The organism is Prevotella brunnea, assembly GCF_008016795.1.
GTDB lineage: Bacteria > Bacteroidota > Bacteroidia > Bacteroidales > Bacteroidaceae > Prevotella > Prevotella brunnea.
The window spans coordinates 25,524-44,675 of sequence record NZ_SDIK01000054.1 but is presented as its reverse complement, the minus strand read 5'-3'; the positions used below and the strand labels follow the sequence as shown (position 1 = coordinate 44,675).

Below are 19,152 nucleotides of genomic sequence, written 5' to 3'. Positions count from 1 at the left end.
TACTTTTTATTTGTATTCGAATTTACCGTGCTCGGATTCAATGGTCAAACTCTTGTTACCTTCTTCTATGTGTCCGATGATTTGTGCATCGATGTTGAACGATTTGCTGATATTGATGATTTGCTCTGCAACTTCTCGGCTTACATAAATTTCCATGCGATGCCCCATGTTGAACACCTGATACATTTCTTTCCAATCGGTGCCGCTGCTCTCCTTAATCGCTTTGAACAACGGAGGAACCGGGAACATATTGTCTTTTATCACTTTGCAATTTTCACCAACGAAATGCAGCACTTTTGTCTGTGCTCCCCCGGTGCAATGTACCATGCCATGTATCTCCGGCTTGCATTCATCGAGAATTCGTTTGACTACCGGCGCGTATGTGCGAGTAGGAGAGAGAACCAGCTCTCCGGCGTTGATGGGGCTACCCATTACCTTGTCGGTCAGTGTGTATTTCCCACTGTAAACGAGTTCGTTAGGTACGGCATGGTCGTAACTCTCCGGATATCTTTCCGCAAGATATTTTGCAAAGATGTCATGTCTGGCACTCGTCAGACCGTTGCTGCCCATTCCACCATTGTAGTGCTTTTCATAAGAAGCTTGTCCCGTTGAACTTAATCCTACTATGACATCGCCGGGGCGAATATTGGCATTGTCAATTACATCCGAACGTTTCATGCGACAAGTTACCGTAGAGTCCACGATGATGGTTCTCACCAAGTCGCCTACGTCCGCCGTTTCGCCTCCTGTGGGATAGATTCCAATCCCCATTTCCCTCATTTCTGCCAATAGTTCGTCCGTACCATTGATGATGGCGGAGATTACCTCTCCGGGGATGAGCATTTTGTTTCTGCCAATGGTAGAAGACACCAGTATGTTGTTTACCGCACCCACACACAACAAGTCGTCCGTATTCATCACGATGGCATCTTGGGCAATGCCTTTCCATACGCTTAAATCGCCTGTTTCTTTCCAATATAAATAAGCCAATGCCGATTTTGTTCCTGCTCCATCGGCATGCATGATATTGCAATACTCCGGATCGCCTCCCAAAATATCGGGTATGATTTTGCAAAAAGCCTGTGGGAAAAGCCCCTTGTCTATGTTTTTTATTGCATTATGTACGTCTTCTTTCGCCGCGCTGACGCCACGCATTGCATATCTGTTGTTCATAATCTTTGTCGAATAGTTGAAAAATAAATCTTTAATATTCTGTACCGTTCCAAAATGCCCAAGATGCGAAAGCTTGTAGAAGCAGCATTTCCAAACCGTTCTTCACTACGGCTCCGTGTGCTCTTCCTTTCTGTAAGAAAAGGGTTTCGTCCGGGTTGTAAATTAAATCGTATAATAATGTATGCCCATCCATAGCCTCGTATGGGAGTTTCGGACATTCTTCTATATTCGGATACATCCCCAATGGGGTGCAATTGATAATTACGTTGTAATCCTTTATGATCTTTGGTGATATGTCATAATATGTCAATCCTTCCAAGCTCTTCCGTCTGGATACATATCGAGGTTCCACCCCAAGTTGTTTTAGTCCGTAGTGTATGGCTTTTGCTGCGCCGCCGGTGCCCAATACCAAGGCTTTTTTATGGTAGCGTTCCAATAATGGCTCTATACTCTTCGTAAATCCTGTTACATCGCTGTTATAGCCTTTCAGTAAGGTTTTGGAACCTTTGTGTTCCACTCTTATAACATTAACAGCTCCAATGGCTTTTGCTTCCGGACTGATGTAATCCAAGTATTTCATCACCTTTTTCTTATACGGAATGGTAACGTTAAGCCCTTTTAGTTCCGGAGTGGAATTAAGTATTTCAAGGAGGTTGTCAAGTTCCGGAATTTCGTAATTGATGTATTGCGCATCAATTCCTTCACTCTCAAACTTTTCATTAAAATATCCCATTGAGAATGAGTGTCCAAGCGGAAAGCCTATAAGTCCGTATTTATCCATAACAAAGAATGTTTTTTATTTTTCAGCCAAATACATTGTGCAGACTCCAAAAGTTAAGCGTTTAAACGATGTACTGGAAAAACCGATCTTCTTGAGAATTTCCATCATCGTCTCTCCTTGTGGAAAAGCAGCTATTGTCTTGTTTAGGTACTCGTAAGCACTCTCGTCTTTAGAAACGAGCCGTCCATAGCCGGGTAGAATGTAGGTCGAGTAAAATCGAAAGAGTTGTTTCATGGGAAAAAGAACCGGTGTAGTCAGTTCGATGATGCATAAATGTCCGCCGGTTTTCAAAACTCTGTACATTTCGCTCAGCCCTTTTTCCAAGTCCTGAAAGTTGCGAATTCCGAAAGCAGCCGTTACTGCATCGAAAGTTTCAGCAGTGAATGATAAGTTCAGGCAATCTTCCTTGTGGAACGAAATGATATCTTGCATTCCCTCTTGTCTCACTTTGCCCCTGCCTATTTGCATCATTCCCTCAGAAATATCAACACCCGTTACCGATTGCGGTTTTAACATTCGGGCAGCGAGGATGGCAAAATCGCCTGTTCCGGTTGCGATGTCCAAAATTTTATTTGGGTGATAGGGTAGAAGCCGTTTTATCGCTTTCTTCCTCCACCCCTTGTCAATATCCCATGATAATCTGTGATTCAGCGTGTCGTAAGTCGGGGCAATGTTGTCGAACATTTCCTCTACAAGTTTTCCTTTTTCTCCGGAACCGTTATATGGTTTTATTTTTTCTTGTTTATACACGCATTTCCGTCATTATCGGCTTTGCCTCACCCCGTCATATCTTTTTGTTGGTATTTCGGCGTGAGGCAAGGTCGGATGGTTTGATGTTTATTTCTTAGATTTTAGATAGTTCTTCACGTTGTTTTCGATGCGCAGTGCCAAATCCTCATGATTGTCGGCACGTTGGAATTTCTCACCGGTGATGTGCTCGTATAGCTCAATGTATCTGTTGCTGACGCTATCCGCATATTCATCGGTTATTTCCGGCATCACCTGTCCTGGCTCGTTCATGAAATTGTGGTCTATGAGCCATTGGCGCACAAACTCTTTAGATAGCTGCTTTTGAGGCTCATCATTGCGAAATTTTTCTTCGTAGCCGTCTGCATAGAAGTAGCGACTGGAGTCAGGTGTGTGGATTTCATCAATGAGATAGCACTTCCCATCGCGTTTGCCAAATTCGTATTTTGTATCAACGAGGATTAATCCCTGCTTTGCCGCAATTTCCTGACCGCGGGCAAAGAGTTTCCGCGTCCAATCTTCGATGATGTTGTAGTCTTCTTCCGATACAAGTCCTTGGCGAATAATCTCCTCGCGCGATATGTTCATGTCATGTCCTTCGTCAGCCTTCGTCGTAGGGGTGATGATTGGTTCCGGAAATCTTTGATTTTCTTTCATTCCGTCGGGCAACTTCACTCCGCACAGCTCTCTGCAACCTTTCTTGTATTCTCTCCATGCCGAACCGGTAAGGATGGAGCGAATAATCATTTCCACACGAAAGCCTTCGCACTTCAAGCCTACCGTTACCATCGGATCCGGCGTTGCCAACTTCCAATTGGGACAGATGTCTGCGGTTTGGTCTAAGAATTTTGCGGCGATTTGGTTGAGAACTTGGCCTTTGAATGGGATTCCCTTCGGTAATACGACATCAAAAGCTGAAATACGGTCAGTAGCCACCATTACAATAAGGTCGTCGTTGATGTCGTAAACATCACGTACTTTACCGTGGTAAACACTCTTTTGTCCATCAAAATGGAAATCAGTTTTTGTTAATGCGTTCATTTCTTCAATTTTTAGAGTCGCTTTGTTTTGATATTTTCTTGTCGTAGGCTTCGTAGGCGGTAACGATTTTTGTTACCAACTTATGTCTTACGATATCTCTTTGGTCTAAGTTGATGACCGAAATTCCCTCTGTGTCCGAAAGGATGGACAAAGCTTCTTTCAATCCGCTCTTTTGGTTGTGGGGAAGGTCTATCTGAGTCATGTCTCCGGTGATAATCATTTTTGAGTTCCATCCCAAACGAGTCAGGAACATTCTTATTTGCGCCGGTGTGGTGTTTTGAGCCTCGTCCAAGATAACAATGGCATCGTTGAGTGTTCGTCCGCGCATGAATGCTAATGGGGCAATCTGAATAACGTGCTTGTCCATCATGTCTTGAAGTTTCACCGTCGGAATCATGTCCTCCAAAGCGTCATATAATGGTTGGAGGTACGGATCGATTTTTTCTTTCATGTCGCCCGGCAGAAAACCTAATTTCTCTCCGGCTTCCACCGCGGGGCGCGATAGGATAATACGTTTGATAGTTTTCTCCTTAAGAGCTTTAACCGCCAAGGCAATGCTTAAATAAGTCTTTCCGGTTCCGGCAGGACCAACGGCAAACACCATGTCATTTTTTTCAAAAGCATCCACCAATTCTTGTTGATTCTTCGAGCGGCTTTTTATGGGCTTTCCGGAGATGGAGTAAACCAAAACGCCTTTTATTGCCTCTTCTCTTGATTTTCTTCCTTTGACGATGTCAAGAATATCTTCATCATGGATGGTGTTGTATTTCACAATGTGCCGGCGCATTTTCTCAATGTGTTCTTCCAGCTTTGCCATCTCTTCTTCGTCGCCAAGCACCCTGACGACATTGTCTCTTGCCACAATCCTTATTTTAGGGTGTAGCGACTTGATTATCTGTAGATGCGAATTGCCCACCCCATAGAAAACCACCGGGTCGATGTCTTCAAGAATAATATGCTTTTCTATCAACTTTTCTCTTGTAATTTATAGGGCACAAAGTTAATATAAAATAGCGAACCTTGCAAATAATTCTTAATTCATAATTTATTATTCTCAATTTATGCTTACCTTTGCCAAATGAAGAAGAAGTATAAAATAACGAAGAATGGCTTTCTAAAAATATTTCTTGTCGTAACGGCGGCTTTGGCATTGACTCGTCTCATTTATCCCTCCGTTGTTAAGGTGAGGCGTTCGTCCTCCACACATGAGAGTGGACTCTCTGACGTTCGCCATTCCAAAGATAAAAATGAAAATGTGCAATTCGAGGGAAATATGGGCGATAAAAGTATTGATCCTGCTCAGCGCGCGACATCCCGCTTTTTTACAGCTGATGGTAAGGAGGGACGGCATAAAATCTGGAGCGTGGCGAGTTATGAGGAGAGTTTTCCTGACTCTCAAAACGTCCAATGGGCTGCGGCATCGTTGCATGGAGTGCCTCCCGTAAGGAATCGTGAAGATGCGGAGAATAGAAAACGTGAACTGGTTTACATAGCTGCCAATCCTTATTATGAAGTGAGAAAGTTGTCGAGCAGCATTCCTTATCTTGTTCCGAGAGCCGCGATATTGCTTCAAGACATCGGTCGGAATTTCTTCGACAGCTTGCAGATAAAGGGTATTCCCCTTAACAAGTTGTATGTTACAAGTGTGTTGCGCACAAAGGAAGATGTGGAGAAGCTTCGGCGTCATAATGGTAATGCCACCGAAAACAGTTGCCATCTGCGTGGAACGACTTTCGATGTGGCTTATAATAAGTATGGTGCCATATCGCGTCCCGTTCGTGATGACACGTTGAAATGGGTGCTGTGCGAGGTGTTGAACGACATGCGGAAGCAGGAGCGTTGCTACATAAAGTATGAGAAGAAACAAGGATGCTTCCATATCACGGTCAGATAACATGTTCAATGCCCTGCCGGCTTGCGAAAGTGAAACAGTAAGCCGGTTTCAGTTACTTGAAATCAACAACCGATAAAAAGGACAATAAAATAAGAAATGTTCACATTTGTCGGTTGAAATGAAGTGCATGTTTTAATTTTTGTTCGACTTCGTTTGTGTTTATGCGAAAAATAGGTGCGTTTCTTAATCCATTGATAATCAGTTGTGTTTGAAAAACAGGTGATTCTTCGGGTTTCAAAAGCTTAGCTATTGGTTTGCAAAAGCTTAGCCATTGGTTCTCAAAAGCTTAGCTGTTGGCGAACAAAACATGGCGTTTAGAACCGATAATCAAGGCGATGGCATGGTAAAAGCTTAGCTTTTGAAGACGATGCCTCTTCATTTTTGTCGTTTTCATTTTGCTTGCTTAGTTCTCTGTGAAAAAATCTCACCCTTTTTACCTCTATTTGAAAAATTCTCATTGTAAAAATATTTGCAAGCAATCATTAATTTAGTTGAACTTTAGGACAATTTATATTGCCTTGATTAGAAGAGTTTAATTGATGCTGAGAAATCTAAATTGAAAAATCGATATAGTCGCTTCTGTATTTTCACTACGATCAATGAAGGTGTATTTTAATTGAATGATAAAAACGTGGCTGTACCCAAGCCGGCACAGCCACGTTTCTTCATTTGAATCGGGTCGCCCCCCCTTCAAAACCTAATGGCTTATGAATAACCCTGCGATCATCGCTACGATGAGTTCGAGACAGTTAATACCAGTCGTCATCGTTGGTTAATTCTACTTGGCGGTCATCTTCTTGATACATATTGTCAAGTTCGTACTCGCGTTCGTTGTACATTTTTGGTCTGCGTTTCATAGTTATTTCCTCCTTAGGCTTACCATGTCGCGAAAGCCGTTCAACATATTAGACTTATAGAATGGCGACACATTCTCGACTTCTTGTTGCAAATATACACTAAATATCTCATATTTCCTAATAATTGTTTGTGAAATTGTATTTTTAATGTCTATTTGTTGAATTGTTGAATAAAACCGCCTCTCATTGGCTGTGTGATCATTTTGAAAAATAAGAGGGTATGCCATGTGAGCATACCCTCTTATCATCAGACGGAAGTTCTAAGATTTTTATCTTATGTTTCTTCCGTGGCAATTCTTAAATTTCTTTCCGCTACCGCAGGGACATGGATCGTTCGGACGAGGCATCTTCTCAGCCCGATAAGGAACTCGGTTGGGTTGTCTGGCACCCTCGCGAGTGTCGTGGTGGGCGGCTGCCTGTTGGTTTCTGTCAATCAAGTCATCTTTTTGTTCCGTATAGCGTTGTGATCTCTCTTCCGGCGCAGCTTCCTGTATTTGTTGTTCGGGTTGCATCTCCGGAATTTGACCTCGCATCAGTACGCTGCCGGTGCGATTGTTGAGGTCGTTTATCATGTTGTCCCAGAGTTTTACACTCTCTAACTTAAATATCAGCAAGGGGTCTTTCTGCTCGTACGACGCGTTCTGCACAGAGTGACGAAGCTCGTCAAGCTGACGTAGGTTCTCTTTCCAGTCATCGTCGATTAAATGGAGTAAAATAACCTTTTCAAATTGGCGGACAACCGACTTCGCCTCCGTCTCGTAGGCTTCTTTCAGGTCGCAAGGAATATTATAAACGCGCTTTCCATCGGTTATAGGCACCATGATGCGCTCATAGATGGCACCTTGATCTTCGTAAACCTGCTTAATGATGGGCCATGCCACAGTTTGGATGCGTTCTGTCTTGCGCTCAAAATTGCCAATGGCAGCTTGGAAACTCCGTTCGGCAAGTTCTGCGTGAGCAATGGTATTGAACTCGTCTTCACTGAATGGACATTCCATGGCAAGGACTTTGAGAAACTCCTCTTGACAACCTTCGTAGTCGTTCGTCTCAACAATGTTAAGACAGCGATCCCAAATCACGTTGGAAATATCCATGCCTATGCGCTCACCCATTAACGCGTGGCGTCGTTTTTCATAAATGACGGTACGCTGCTTGTTCATAACGTCATCATATTCGAGTAGGCGTTTTCTGATACCGAAGTTGTTTTCTTCCACTTTTTTCTGGGCACGTTCAATGCTACTTGATATCATGGAACTCTCTATGCGCTCGCCTTCTTCAAATCCCAATCTGTCCATCACTTTCGCAATACGTTCCGAACCGAAAAGACGCATTAGTTTGTCTTCCAGCGAAACGTAGAAAACGGATGAACCCGGGTCTCCCTGACGACCGGCACGACCACGCAGCTGGCGATCGACACGACGACTCTCATGTCGCTCTGTACCAATGATAGCCAAACCACCGGCGTCTTTTACTTCCTGTGTCAGTTTGATATCGGTACCGCGACCAGCCATGTTCGTAGCAATGGTTACCGCACCTAATCCATTGACGGAACGACCGGCTTCTGCTACGATTTGCGCCTCTTTCAAGTGTTGTTTGGCATTGAGCACTTGGTGAGGTATCTTTCGCATGGTCAGCATCTTGCTCAGCAATTCACTTATCTCTACGGAAGTTGTACCAACCAAACAGGGACGCCCGCTGTTGCGCATTGCTTCAATCTCTTCTATGACAGCTGAATATTTCTCGCGAGCTGTCTTATAGACGCGATCTTCCATGTCGTGTCGCTGAACGGGGCGATTGGTGGGAATTTCCACAACATCCAATTTGTAGATGTCCCAAAATTCTCCCGCCTCAGTTGAAGCGGTACCGGTCATGCCGGCTAATTTATGATACATCCTGAAATAGTTTTGCAGAGTGATCGTGGCAAATGTTTGGGTAGCCGCTTCCACTTTCACATGCTCTTTTGCCTCTACGGCTTGATGTAAACCATCGCTCCATCGTCGTCCCTCCATGATACGACCGGTTTGTTCATCAACGATTTTCACTTCACCGTCAAGTACCACATATTCATCGTCCTTGTTGAACATGGTGTAGGCTTTGAGCAATTGTTGCAACGTGTGAACTCTTTCGCTTTGGATACCATAATTTGTCATCATGGCATCTTTCTTGTCGATGTATTCTTGTTCGTCTATTTTCTTGTCATCTTTTTCTTTCTCGAGCAATGACAAATCGGTGGTGATGTCGGGCAGGACAAAAAGTTTTTCGTCTTGAACCTGCTTAGCGAGCCAAGCGGCTCCCTTGTCGGTGAGGTCGCAAGAATTAAGTTTCTCATCCGTAACAAAGTAGAGTGGTTCCACTGCCTTTGGCATTTCACGGTTGTTGTTTGCCATATAGAACTCCTCTGTCTTCAACATACCTGATTTGATACCTTCTTCCGAGAGGAATTTTATCAAGGCTTTGTTTTTAGGAAGTGCTTTGTGCGAGCGATAGAGTGCCAAGAAACCTTCTTCGAGCATGGCTTGGCGTGCTTTGTCATCGGTAAGTTGTGATGCTTCAACAATCTTGTGGCGTGCCTCGGATAGAAGCTCCGTTGCTTGTTTGCGTTGAACTTCAAAGAGTCTTTCCACCAATGGCTGATACTCTTCAAACATCTGGTCATCGCCCTTTGGCACAGGTCCACTGATGATAAGTGGTGTGCGGGCATCGTCTATTAGGACAGAGTCCACCTCATCGACAATGGCATAATTGTGTTGGCGTTGTACAAGATCGGCGGGCGATACTGCCATGTTGTCGCGAAGATAATCAAAGCCAAACTCGTTGTTGGTGCCAAAAGTGATGTCAGCTTGATAAGCTTTGCGACGCGCTTCAGAATTGGGTTGATGTTTATCGATACAGTCCACAGACAATCCGTTAAATTCATAAAGTGGACCCATCCATTCCGAGTCGCGTTTTGCCAAATAGTCGTTCACTGTTACCACATGTACGCCGTTCCCGGTCAGGGCATTGAGGAATACCGGTAGCGTGGCCACAAGTGTCTTTCCTTCACCTGTTGCCATTTCGGCAATTTTGCCTTGATGCAGAACCACACCTCCAAAAAGCTGTACGTCATAATGTATCATCTCCCATTTTAGGTCGTTGCCTCCCGCGGTCCAATGATTATGATAGATGGCTTTGTCTCCATCTATGGTGATGAAGTCCTTGTTGGGGTTTGCCGCCAATTCGCGATCGAAATCTGTTGCGGTAACAATAGTTTCTTCGTTCTCGGCAAATCTTCGTGCGGTGTCTTTGATGATGGAAAAAGCAACGGGCATTACTTCGTTCAACGCCTCCTCGTACTTGTCGAGTGCCACTTTGTCGAGTTTGTCTATTTTGTCGAATATCGCTTCACGCTCGTCAATGGGAGTTGCTTCAATCGTCTCACGCAACTTGGCTATTTCTTCTCTTTGTTCCTTTGCGGCACTTTGTACAAAATCTTGTATTTCTTTTGTCTTGGCACGCAGCTCGTCATTGCTGAGAGCTTTGATTTCCGGATATGCTGCCTTTATTTTCTCCACGAAAGGCTGGATATGTTTCATGTCTCGGGTGGATTTGTCGCCAAAGAGTGATTTCAGTATTTTATTAAAATTCATTTTTTCGTTTTAAGAATAATAAGTTTATGGATTCTTTATATTTCAAATGTTTGTGAATGTAACAACGGATGAAACCGTGTTTGTTTCATTTTGTTCTTCCCGGTGCACGTATGATAACGGATGAACAAATAGACGGGTGGAGTGTATAAAATTTGTTGTCGTAGTTCAATGGGGTAAAGTGAAAATCTTTATCGAATTTCTCTTTGTTGAAGATTGTGAATAGACAGGTTGGAGACTCTTTCCACTTTTCGTCTTCAATGTTTTTGTAAGCTTCGATTACGGATAAAATCTCTGTCTTTATGTCTTGAAACTCCGCCTTATTGTATAATTCTTCAAGTGTACAATTACCCAATGCCACTTCAATGGCAGAACGATAGGTCTGTGCCTCAACGCCAGTTGCGGTCAATGCCACAAGTAGTGCGGTAATGTATTTATTCATTGTCGATTTTCTTGTTTGAGGTGAAGATTATTCCATGCATAATGCCATTCATAAGCAAGAATAATGCCACAATGATTACCGGTAGAGGAATTCTCTGAAAGTAAGTTCCCAAAAGTCCTATACAAATCGATATACTCCAAACAATCCACCACCAATGCTTCTCGCCTGGTTTTACATTCCGAACAACCGGAACGAGGAAAATCAAGCATAGTGGATTGAAAATGAAAATAATGAGATTTAAGTTCACACAAGGATGATCTGAGAATATCATTGCGAAGAGTAGCAGTCCGATGATCCCGGAAACCGTCATTAGAATCAAATCCCACCATAGATACATACGCTTTTTCTTCCATTGTATGCCAAGAATTATTGTAGCAATAATAGCAAAGATGATAGATATTTGCAATGGCGAAAGGGGAAACTCCTTATTATTGATATTTGCCGGTTCTTGGAGAAGTCGTCGTGTGGTTTTTACCAATGGTCTGCCATTAACCATTGTGACATCAAACGATTTTCTTAAATTGTCTGGTAAGAAGTTATCCTCTTTTTCTTTATTCTTAAAAGGTATATCTGCTTTTACTCCCAAGAGTAAATCTTCACCAAATTGCGACCATACAAAACTCTTATTCCATTCATGTATGCATTCCCTAAACGTATTATTGTTTTGGGTAGAAACTTCTTTTGTTTGAATTGTTCCGTGAATGTTGCTCAACAATATCTGTCCGGCTCTTGTAGTGCAGTTATCATAAAAAAAATTGTAACGATAGACAACATTTTCCGGTCTGAGATTTTCTTCAAGGGCTTTGTAAATATTAAACTTCTCATCTTTCGTTAGGTTTAAGACTTGTTCTATAACTCCATGCCCCTGATAAGCGTGTAATGCAAGAAAATCTTCCATAGGCTCTATTCCTACTCTGTAATCGGTGAGCCCGAAAGTAAATCGAAGGATGAAATAAGGTTGATCTTGAGAGAACAATCCATAATTGACCGCTAAGTCATTATTGTTCTTTAAGTCGTTGTATCTGATGGCGGTATGACCGTATTGCGCCCATATCTCTTTGCCGGGTGAACAGGTGAGCAGGGATATTTCCACAGAGTCGGAATAAGTAAGAACTTGCGCTTCGGTATTTAGTTGGAAAACCGAAAGCAAGCATCCTGTCACCATATATATAAATAGTCTCTTCATTTATGCGTCGCAAAGGTACTTAAAAAGAATGATACAGCAAAGAAAGCTTATAAAAAAACAAAATACCATATAGTTTTTCCTTGATATCATTTTTTTTTAATAACTTTGCGCCGTTTATACTTTGATAATAAAAATCGGATGAAAAAGATAATTGCCGCTTCTCTTTTGCTGGCATTTGTTATGACCGGGTGGGCACAGAGCGGAACCAACTCACCCTATAGCAAATTTGGTTTGGGTACACTGGCGCCACAGTCCACTGGCTTTAATCGTGGCATGAATGGATTGGCGTATGGCTTCCATGAACACAATCAGATTAACTATCAGAACCCTGCTTCTTACTCGGCGTTAGACTCACTCTCATTTATTTTTGATGCAGGCGTAAGTTTGCAACTGACTAATTTTGAGGAAAATGGTCAAAAGAAAAATGCCAAGAACGGCAATTTAGAGTATGTAGTAGCCGGCTTTCGAGCATTCAAGCATTTAGGTGTTAGTTTCGGTTTGATGCCTTATTCAAATATAGGATATAACTATAGTTTTACCGGGAATATCAATGATGGAATACATCCCTCATCACCCGATGCCACTTATACCAATACTTTCTCTGGCAATGGTGGATTACGACAGGTTTATCTCGGATTAGGTTGGGAACCTCTTAAGGGGTTGTCAATCGGTGTCAATGCCTCTTATCTGTGGGGGACATTGGATCGCAGGATTATAAATAGTTATAGTGATAATTATGTCAATACTTTGTCCAAGATATATTCTGCTGAGGTAAGAAATTATAAAGTTGATTTCGGGTTGCAATATACAAAGAAATTATCAGTAAGAAACGCGATTACACTTGGCGTTGCTTACTCCTTAGGGCATAAACTTAATGCCGATGCAAATTGTGATATTATTAACACGAACTCACAAACCTCTGTTGCTGATACGACACACTTCTTTGTTAACGACGCGTTGCAAATTCCTCACACTATTGGCGCGGGACTCTTGTATAATTACAACAACACCCTAAAATTGGGCTTTGATTATCAATTGCAAAAATGGAAAGAAATTGAAATGCCACAGTTGAAGGTCTCAGACAATGTTACGTCTTATTCCAAAGTTTCCGGATTGTTCAAGGATAGGCATAAGTTCACTTTTGGTGGTGAATATTGTAAAGGAGAACGTTATAGAAGTATTTTTAGCAGAATTCATTACAGGGCAGGCGTTAGTTACACCACTCCGTATTTGAAGATTAATGGTGAGAATGGACCTCGCGAATTGTCTGCGAGTTTAGGTTTAGGTATTCCCATCATGAACGGATACAACAATCGAAGTATTCTGAACATCAGTGGAGAATGGGTGAACCAAACTGCTAAAGGACTCGTAAAAGAGAATATGTTTCGCATCAATATCGGACTTACTTTCAACGAGCGATGGTTTGCTAAATTCAAGGTGAATTAAACATAGTTGGCGCAAGGTATATCAACAGTAAAAATGTGGATTGCTCATTTTCAGAACACTTTTATAATGATAGCTTTTGCTTTAATGTTGGCAATGGCATCTTGTTCAGAGAAACATGAGCATACAGCACCAGCTATTCGTGAACAAGATTCCGTTGCTGTGATGACGACTTATGGTGTAAATACGCTTGTTTCCGACTCCGGAGTAATCAAATACAGGATTGTGGCAGAGGAATGGGAAGTAAACGAGAATAAGAATCCTTCTCGTTGGACTTTCAACAAGGGATTACTTCTTACCCAGTTCGACCTGAAGAAGCACGTTATTGGGTTTATTCAGTGCGACACTGCTGTTTATTATGATAAGGATCGGATTTGGAAGTTGAATGGACGAGTGAGGATATTAACCGCGCAGGGCGTTCATTTCTATAGCAACGAATTGTCGTGGGATGAGCAGAACCATAAGATATGGTCTTATTCTTATTCTTATTTGAAAGCACCGGACAAAGAACTTGAGGGTAATTGGTTTACCAGTGATGAGCAAATGATGAATTATGAGATTCGGCAGACCAGAGGATGGAGTATTCTAAAGAAAAACGAATTTATGCCCACTGCTGGTCAATCTCCCTTGTCTGATCAATCGCAATTGACTTTAGATACCCTTGCCCAAAAAGATTTGAGAGGTTCCATATTAAAACGATAAATAAAAGTTGAATATAAGTTTGATAGTAGGTATAATCATATCGTTGGTACTGTCTGCGTTCTTCTCCGGAATGGAAATAGCGTTTGTGTCGAGCAATAGAATGCTTGCGGAGATGGATAAAGAAAAGAAAGGATTGGCACAAAGATGTATTCAGGTCTTCTTTCACAATCCCAATGGATTTGTCTCAACCATGTTGGTGGGAAACAATATCGTTCTTGTGTTGTATGGAATTCTTTTTGCCGACCTTTTTAATAAGACTCTATTCTCCTCATTCGATTCTGCCACACAAGTTTTTCTGTGTACTGTTTTCTCAACCATCATCGTGGTTTTTACCGGTGAGTTCTTACCCAAAACTTTTTTCAAGAGCAACCCCAACAAACTGCTCACTTTCTTTGCCCCCCTTGCTTATTTCTTTTTTATTTTGTTGTGGCCGATAAGTCGGTTTTCCACATTCCTTTCTCGCATCATGCTTCGTTCCATTGGAGTGAACATGATAGAAGTGAAAAATGATGGAACTTTCACCAAGGTGGATTTGGACTATTTGGTACAAAGTTCTATTGAGAATGCGAATGCGGATAATGAAATCGAAGAAGAAGTTAAGATTTTCCAAAACGCGTTGGAATTTACGGATACGAAAGTCAGGGATTGCATGGTTCCCAGAACGGAGATCAATGCGGTGGAAGAGTCGTGTAGCACAAATGATTTGAGACAAATGTTCATAGAAAGTGGAAATTCCAAGATAATTGTCTATAAAGACGACATCGATCATATAGAAGGCTACATCCATTCTTCCGAGATGTTCAAGAATCCCAAAGATTGGAAAACCCATATCCGGCAGATGCCATTTGTTCCAGAAACCATGACAGCTCAGAAGCTCATGCAAATTTTCCTACAACAAAAGAAAAGTTTGGGCGTTGTCGTGGATGAGTTTGGGGGAACCAGCGGAATTGTATCTTTGGAAGATATAGTGGAGGAAATATTCGGAGAAATAGAAGACGAACATGACAGCTCTAAGTATATTGCCAAGCAAATGGGCGAAAACGAGTATCTTCTCTCTGCCCGATTGGAAATAGACAAGATAAACGATATGTTCAATCTTCAATTACCCGAAAGCGATGATTATATGACTTTAGGCGGACTGATACTTCACAGTTATCGAAGTTTTCCAAAGTTAAATGAAGTAATACAGATAGGCAATTTGGAATTTAAGATCATTAAGAGTACCATGACTAAGATAGAATTAGTGAAGCTAAAAGTTCATGTTTAACATTTTTCCGGGTAAAAATTACTTTAATTCTCTTTTTCTTTGTATTTTTGTAGGCAATTTGCCAAACGATAGCATAAAAAATTAAAATATAAAATAAATATGGCAGCATTAGGAAAAATCAGACGCAGAGGAATCACACTGATTGTTATTATCGGTTTGGGTCTTTTTGCATTTATTGCTGAAGAAGCTTTCCGTTCTTGTAACGGAATTAAAGGAGAAGCCAGACAACAAATTGGCGAAATCTTAGGTGAGAAAGTCAGCGTACAGGACTTTCAGAAAATGGTTGATGAGTATCAAGATGCCATCAAATTTACCATGCAACGCGATAACTTGTCGGAGGATGAGTTGAATCAGGTGAAAGACCAAGTTTGGCAGCAGTTGATTAGTAATAAGGTGTTACAGGCTGATGCCGAGAAAGTGGGACTCACCGTAACGGAAGATGAGTTGCAAGCTGTGTTAAATGAGGGGACGAACCCGATGTTGGCACAAACTCCATTCTTGAATCAGCAGACAGGTCGTTTTGACGTGAATGCATTGAAACAATTCCTGGATGAGTATAACAAATCGAAAAATGCCAATCCACAGCAAGCCGAGCAAATGCAGTTGGTTTATAACTATTGGATGTTTGTTGAGAAGAATCTGAGAGCACAATTGTTAGGACAGAAATATCAAGCATTGGTGGCAAGCTGTGTACTCTCTAATAAAGCTGAAGCCAAGATGGCATTCAATGAACAAAACGAAGAGGCTGAAGTTCAGTTGGCTTCTTTCGCATACAACTCCGTAAAAGATGCGGAAGTTAAGATTACCGATGAAGACTTAAAAGCGAAATATGAGGAGTTGAAACCGGCATTCCGTCAGACAGTGGAAACACGTGATATTAAATATGTTGATTTCCAAATTAAGGCAAGTGCTTCCGACCGCAACTCGATTATCAAGGAAATGAACAATCTGCAAAAGCAGTTGGCAGTCGCTTCCGACCCCACACAGGTTATCAGTAAGAGTGGTAGCGAGATACCTTATCTTGGTTTGCCGGTAAGCAGCGATGCTTATCGTGCGTATCCCGACATTGCTTCCAAGATTGACTCATTGAGCGTGGGAACAACGGGAGTAACGGAAAATAAGCAAGACAACACACTTAATATTATTAAGGTGTTGAGCAAATCACAATTGCCCGATTCCGTCCAGTTCCGCCAAATTCAAATTGCAGCTGCAACACCGGAACTTGCCAAGACAAAGGCCGATTCCATTCAAAAAGCATTGGCTGCGGGTGCTGATTTTGAAGTCATAGCTAAAAAATATGGACAAGAGGGTGAAAAAGTGTGGTTCACAGGGCAGCAATATGAAAATGCTCCGACAATGAGCAATGAGAATCGGGAGGTAATCAATGCCATCATGAATGGAAACGTGAATGATATTCAAAATGTAGCCTTGTCGCAAGGTAACATCATTCTTCAGGTCTTGGATAAACGTGCTATGAAGACAAAGACCGTGGCAGCTGTTATTAAGAAAGTGATAGATTTCTCCAAAGATACACGTAGCACAGCGTTTAATAAATTCTCAGAGTTCGTAGCGAAGAGCACGACTCTTGCCGAGATGGAGAAAAATGCGCCCAAATATGGCTATATGGTTCAAGAGCAAAAGAATATCTCTACATCAGAACATAATGTCGTTGGCATACGCTCTACGCGCGAAGCCTTGAAATGGATATTTGAAGCTAAGACCGGCGACATATCGCCTTTGTATGAATGCGGCGATAACGACCACTTCATGGTGGTTGCCTTGACAAATGTTCATGCGCAAGGTTACCGCGACTGGAATGATGCCGAGGTGAAAGAAATTCTCAGGCGAGAGGTCTTGAAAGATAAAAAAGCAGAATTGCTTATGGCGAAGTTGAAAGGTGTGAACAGTATCGCAGCGGCACAAGCGAAAGGCGCACAGGTTAGTATGGTACATCAGGTAACATTCGCGGCGCCGGCGTTCATCTCTGCCACGGGAGCCGCCGAACCGGCTGTATCCGGAGCAGTGGCAGCCACACCTGCAGGAAAGTTCAGCAAGTCTCCCGTTAAGGGAAATGCAGGAGTTTACGTTTTCCAAGTTGTCAAGAAGGCAATGCGTCCCGGTTCTAAATATAACGAATTGCAGCAAATGCAGCAATGTGTACAACAGAATATGCAATATGTAGGTAATTTTATGCAAGATTTGATTTTGCAGGCCAAGGTTGTTGATAATCGTTATATCTTCTTCTAAAAAATAAGAACAAAATCCATAATAATGAAGGGTGTATCGGCTAAAAGATCGGTACACTCTTTTTTGCTTTTTATTTGAGACTTAGCACGCATGACAAGTTGCTCGGTACGGAGCGAGAGGGAGGGTTGAGAGAGTTAGAACTTACAACTTTATTATGACAAACAAAGCAGAAAACAATAGCAAAAATTAACAAGCGATTTCCGGAAGAGATAACGACTACTCACTTCGATGGAACATAAATGATGAAATTACCATTGGTTGGTAATCTGGTTACCATTGACCGGTAATCCAATTACCACTGATTGGTAATGGCTTTACCACTAAGTGGTAATTTTTTAATGGTTCGACAGTTTTTGTTGAAAATTGTTGTAAAAGTGCCAAATCAGTTGTTCGTTGTTTTACTCATTCTCTTGCTTTTCCATTCGTTTACCCATGTCAGTTAATATATTTGGAACAAAAATTAACTCATTGTTGTCTTTTTGTGAAAAAATATTGTAACTTTGCAAAATCAATTTTCAAATTTCACACATTTATTAATAAACACTTATGAGGAAATATTTCGTGATTGCTGCCATGACCTTAGGAATGCTCAACGTTCAGGCACAATCGGTAAAATGGATTAACAACGTGAAATTATCCGGTTATGGCATGGCCCAGTATCAGTTCAGCAGCCAGGATAACGCCAAATCTAATTCGTTCAACCTTAGGATGGCGCGTGTCGCCCTTGATGGTCGCATCCTGCATGATTGGTATTGGAAAGCACAAATTCAGTTTAATGGCAACACCTCTACCTTGGGCTCTTCTCCACGAGTGGTTGATCTCTTTGCGGAATGGCAGAAATATCCATGTTTTCGCGTGAAAGTGGGTCAATTTAAGAATCCCTTTACCTTTGAGAACCCAATGCACCCCATAGAGCAAGGCTTCATGTCCTATTCACAAGGTACATTGAAACTGGCTGGTTTCAGCGATCGTTCGGGGCAGCACGCATCGAATGGAAGAGATATTGGTTTGCAGTTCCAAGGCGACTTCTTGAAAAACTCAGAAGGCAGAAATCTCGTTCATTATCAGGTCGGTGTGTTCAATGGTCAGGGGATAAATATGAAAGATGTTGATCAGCAGAAGAATGTCATCGGAGGTGTCTGGGTAATGCCGATTGCCGGAATGCGTTTAGGTTGGTTTGGATGGACTGGTTCATACGCTCGCAAAGGCTCTTGGATAGACGCAAGCGGAGAACAAACCGGTATTCGCAAACTGCAACAGAGACGATATGCGTTTTCTGCAGAATATGCCAAAGATGATTGGACTTTCCGTTCTGAGTATATCCATTCTACGGGAGCAGCATTCGCTAAAACACTTCAAAACACCAATGATGCCAATGCTTCGGACTGCACACTAAGCAACAACGGCGATAAGGCACAGGCTGTTTACGCATTGGTGATAGCTCCGATCATAAAGAATAAGCTTCATGTGAAAGCACGTTACGATATGTACCAGCCATCTGATGGGGCAGAAAAGCAAAAAACGCTGTATGAGTTTGGCTTGAACTATCATTTCAACAAGAATCTTGTTTTGACGAGTGAATACGCTTATGTTCACAACCGCGCTCTTGCCGACCCTAACTATTCAATAATTGATTGTCAGTTGAGCTTCAGATTTTAACGACGACTTAATCTTGTTTGACAATGTTTCTATAAACAACCCTATATAAAAATGGTAAGAACAGAAAATTCTAAACATAAACGGAAACAC

The 19,152-nt window shown here is 42.0% G+C and carries 14 protein-coding genes; 6 read left to right on the top strand and 8 right to left on the bottom strand.

Going from position 1 to position 19,152, the window contains the following annotated elements; all coding sequences use genetic code 11:
• Positions 1–6: 6 nt before the first annotated feature.
• The 5 genes from ETF27_RS07325 to ETF27_RS07305 all read right to left on the bottom strand — a co-directional run bounded on the left by ETF27_RS07325 (position 7) and on the right by ETF27_RS07305 (position 4,712).
• Positions 7–1,173: an AIR synthase-related protein gene (locus tag ETF27_RS07325; protein ID WP_147785641.1), complete on the bottom strand. Its 1,167-nt coding sequence runs from the start codon at positions 1,171–1,173 to the stop codon at positions 7–9.
• Positions 1,174–1,204: 31 nt separating this feature from the next.
• Complete coding sequence (locus ETF27_RS07320) at positions 1,205–1,954, bottom strand: shikimate dehydrogenase family protein (protein ID WP_147785640.1); 750 nt, start codon at positions 1,952–1,954, stop codon at positions 1,205–1,207.
• A 15-nt stretch (positions 1,955–1,969) separates the two neighbouring features.
• Positions 1,970–2,704, bottom strand: coding sequence for a bifunctional demethylmenaquinone methyltransferase/2-methoxy-6-polyprenyl-1,4-benzoquinol methylase UbiE (gene ubiE / locus ETF27_RS07315; RefSeq protein ID WP_147785639.1), 735 nt, complete (start codon positions 2,702–2,704; stop codon positions 1,970–1,972).
• Between the two features lie 87 nt (positions 2,705–2,791).
• A complete protein-coding gene (locus ETF27_RS07310) occupies positions 2,792–3,742 on the bottom strand; it encodes a phosphoribosylaminoimidazolesuccinocarboxamide synthase (protein ID WP_147785638.1) in 951 nt (316 codons plus the stop codon).
• A gap of 4 nt (positions 3,743–3,746) precedes the next feature.
• Positions 3,747–4,712, bottom strand: coding sequence for a PhoH family protein (locus ETF27_RS07305; protein ID WP_130828618.1), 966 nt, complete (start codon positions 4,710–4,712; stop codon positions 3,747–3,749).
• 108 nt (positions 4,713–4,820) lie between these two features.
• Here ETF27_RS07305 and ETF27_RS07300 point away from each other — a divergent pair, with 108 nt between their 5' ends.
• Positions 4,821–5,636, top strand: a complete 816-nt coding sequence (locus ETF27_RS07300) for a DUF5715 family protein (protein WP_130828619.1) — start codon at positions 4,821–4,823, stop codon at positions 5,634–5,636.
• 1,126 nt (positions 5,637–6,762) lie between these two features.
• On the opposite strand, the gene secA is transcribed toward ETF27_RS07300, so the two are convergent.
• From secA to ETF27_RS07285, 3 genes are all read right to left on the bottom strand, one after another.
• Positions 6,763–10,119 (bottom strand): preprotein translocase subunit SecA, encoded by a 3,357-nt coding sequence (gene secA / locus ETF27_RS07295; protein ID WP_147785637.1) that lies wholly within the window; start codon positions 10,117–10,119, stop codon positions 6,763–6,765.
• Positions 10,120–10,204: 85 nt separating this feature from the next.
• The gene (locus ETF27_RS07290) at positions 10,205–10,558 is read right to left on the bottom strand and encodes a hypothetical protein (protein ID WP_130828623.1); all 354 of its coding nucleotides are present in this window, start codon (positions 10,556–10,558) and stop codon (positions 10,205–10,207) included.
• Positions 10,551–11,744, bottom strand: coding sequence for an Lnb N-terminal periplasmic domain-containing protein (locus tag ETF27_RS07285; protein ID WP_130828624.1), 1,194 nt, complete (start codon positions 11,742–11,744; stop codon positions 10,551–10,553). The genes ETF27_RS07290 and ETF27_RS07285 overlap by 8 nt, the downstream gene beginning before the upstream one ends.
• Before the next feature lie 138 nt (positions 11,745–11,882).
• Between ETF27_RS07285 and ETF27_RS07280 the strand changes: the two genes are divergently transcribed.
• The 5 genes from ETF27_RS07280 to ETF27_RS07260 all read left to right on the top strand — a co-directional run bounded on the left by ETF27_RS07280 (position 11,883) and on the right by ETF27_RS07260 (position 19,062).
• Positions 11,883–13,190 (top strand): hypothetical protein, encoded by a 1,308-nt coding sequence (locus ETF27_RS07280; protein ID WP_147785636.1) that lies wholly within the window; start codon positions 11,883–11,885, stop codon positions 13,188–13,190.
• A gap of 66 nt (positions 13,191–13,256) precedes the next feature.
• Positions 13,257–13,889 (top strand): LPS export ABC transporter periplasmic protein LptC, encoded by a 633-nt coding sequence (gene lptC, locus ETF27_RS07275; protein WP_130828626.1) that lies wholly within the window; start codon positions 13,257–13,259, stop codon positions 13,887–13,889.
• 7 nt (positions 13,890–13,896) lie between these two features.
• Positions 13,897–15,156 carry a hemolysin family protein gene (locus ETF27_RS07270; protein WP_130828627.1) on the top strand — a complete coding sequence of 420 codons (1,260 nt, stop codon included), beginning with the start codon at positions 13,897–13,899 and terminating at the stop codon, positions 15,154–15,156.
• 99 nt (positions 15,157–15,255) lie between these two features.
• Entirely contained in the window at positions 15,256–17,403 is a 2,148-nt protein-coding gene (locus tag ETF27_RS07265; protein ID WP_130828628.1) for a peptidylprolyl isomerase, read from the top strand.
• Positions 17,404–17,949: 546 nt separating this feature from the next.
• Positions 17,950–19,062: a porin gene (locus ETF27_RS07260; protein WP_130828629.1), complete on the top strand. Its 1,113-nt coding sequence runs from the start codon at positions 17,950–17,952 to the stop codon at positions 19,060–19,062.
• The last annotated feature ends 90 nt before the right edge of the window (positions 19,063–19,152 follow it).

Excerpts from the sequence above, each read along its gene's own strand:
- ETF27_RS07290 (WP_130828623.1), bottom strand. The coding sequence starts at position 10,558 with ATGAATAAATACATTACCGCACTACTTGTGGCATTGACCGCAACTGGC.
- ETF27_RS07280 (WP_147785636.1), top strand. The coding sequence starts at position 11,883 with ATGAAAAAGATAATTGCCGCTTCTCTTTTGCTGGCATTTGTTATGACC.
- secA (WP_147785637.1), bottom strand. The coding sequence starts at position 10,119 with ATGAATTTTAATAAAATACTGAAATCACTCTTTGGCGACAAATCCACC.
- ETF27_RS07310 (WP_147785638.1), bottom strand. The coding sequence starts at position 3,742 with ATGAACGCATTAACAAAAACTGATTTCCATTTTGATGGACAAAAGAGT.
- ETF27_RS07285 (WP_130828624.1), bottom strand. The coding sequence starts at position 11,744 with ATGAAGAGACTATTTATATATATGGTGACAGGATGCTTGCTTTCGGTT.
- ETF27_RS07260 (WP_130828629.1), top strand. The coding sequence starts at position 17,950 with ATGAGGAAATATTTCGTGATTGCTGCCATGACCTTAGGAATGCTCAAC.
- lptC (WP_130828626.1), top strand. The coding sequence starts at position 13,257 with ATGATAGCTTTTGCTTTAATGTTGGCAATGGCATCTTGTTCAGAGAAA.
- ETF27_RS07300 (WP_130828619.1), top strand. The coding sequence starts at position 4,821 with ATGAAGAAGAAGTATAAAATAACGAAGAATGGCTTTCTAAAAATATTT.
- ETF27_RS07325 (WP_147785641.1), bottom strand. The coding sequence starts at position 1,173 with ATGAACAACAGATATGCAATGCGTGGCGTCAGCGCGGCGAAAGAAGAC.
- ETF27_RS07265 (WP_130828628.1), top strand. The coding sequence starts at position 15,256 with ATGGCAGCATTAGGAAAAATCAGACGCAGAGGAATCACACTGATTGTT.
- ETF27_RS07320 (WP_147785640.1), bottom strand. The coding sequence starts at position 1,954 with ATGGATAAATACGGACTTATAGGCTTTCCGCTTGGACACTCATTCTCA.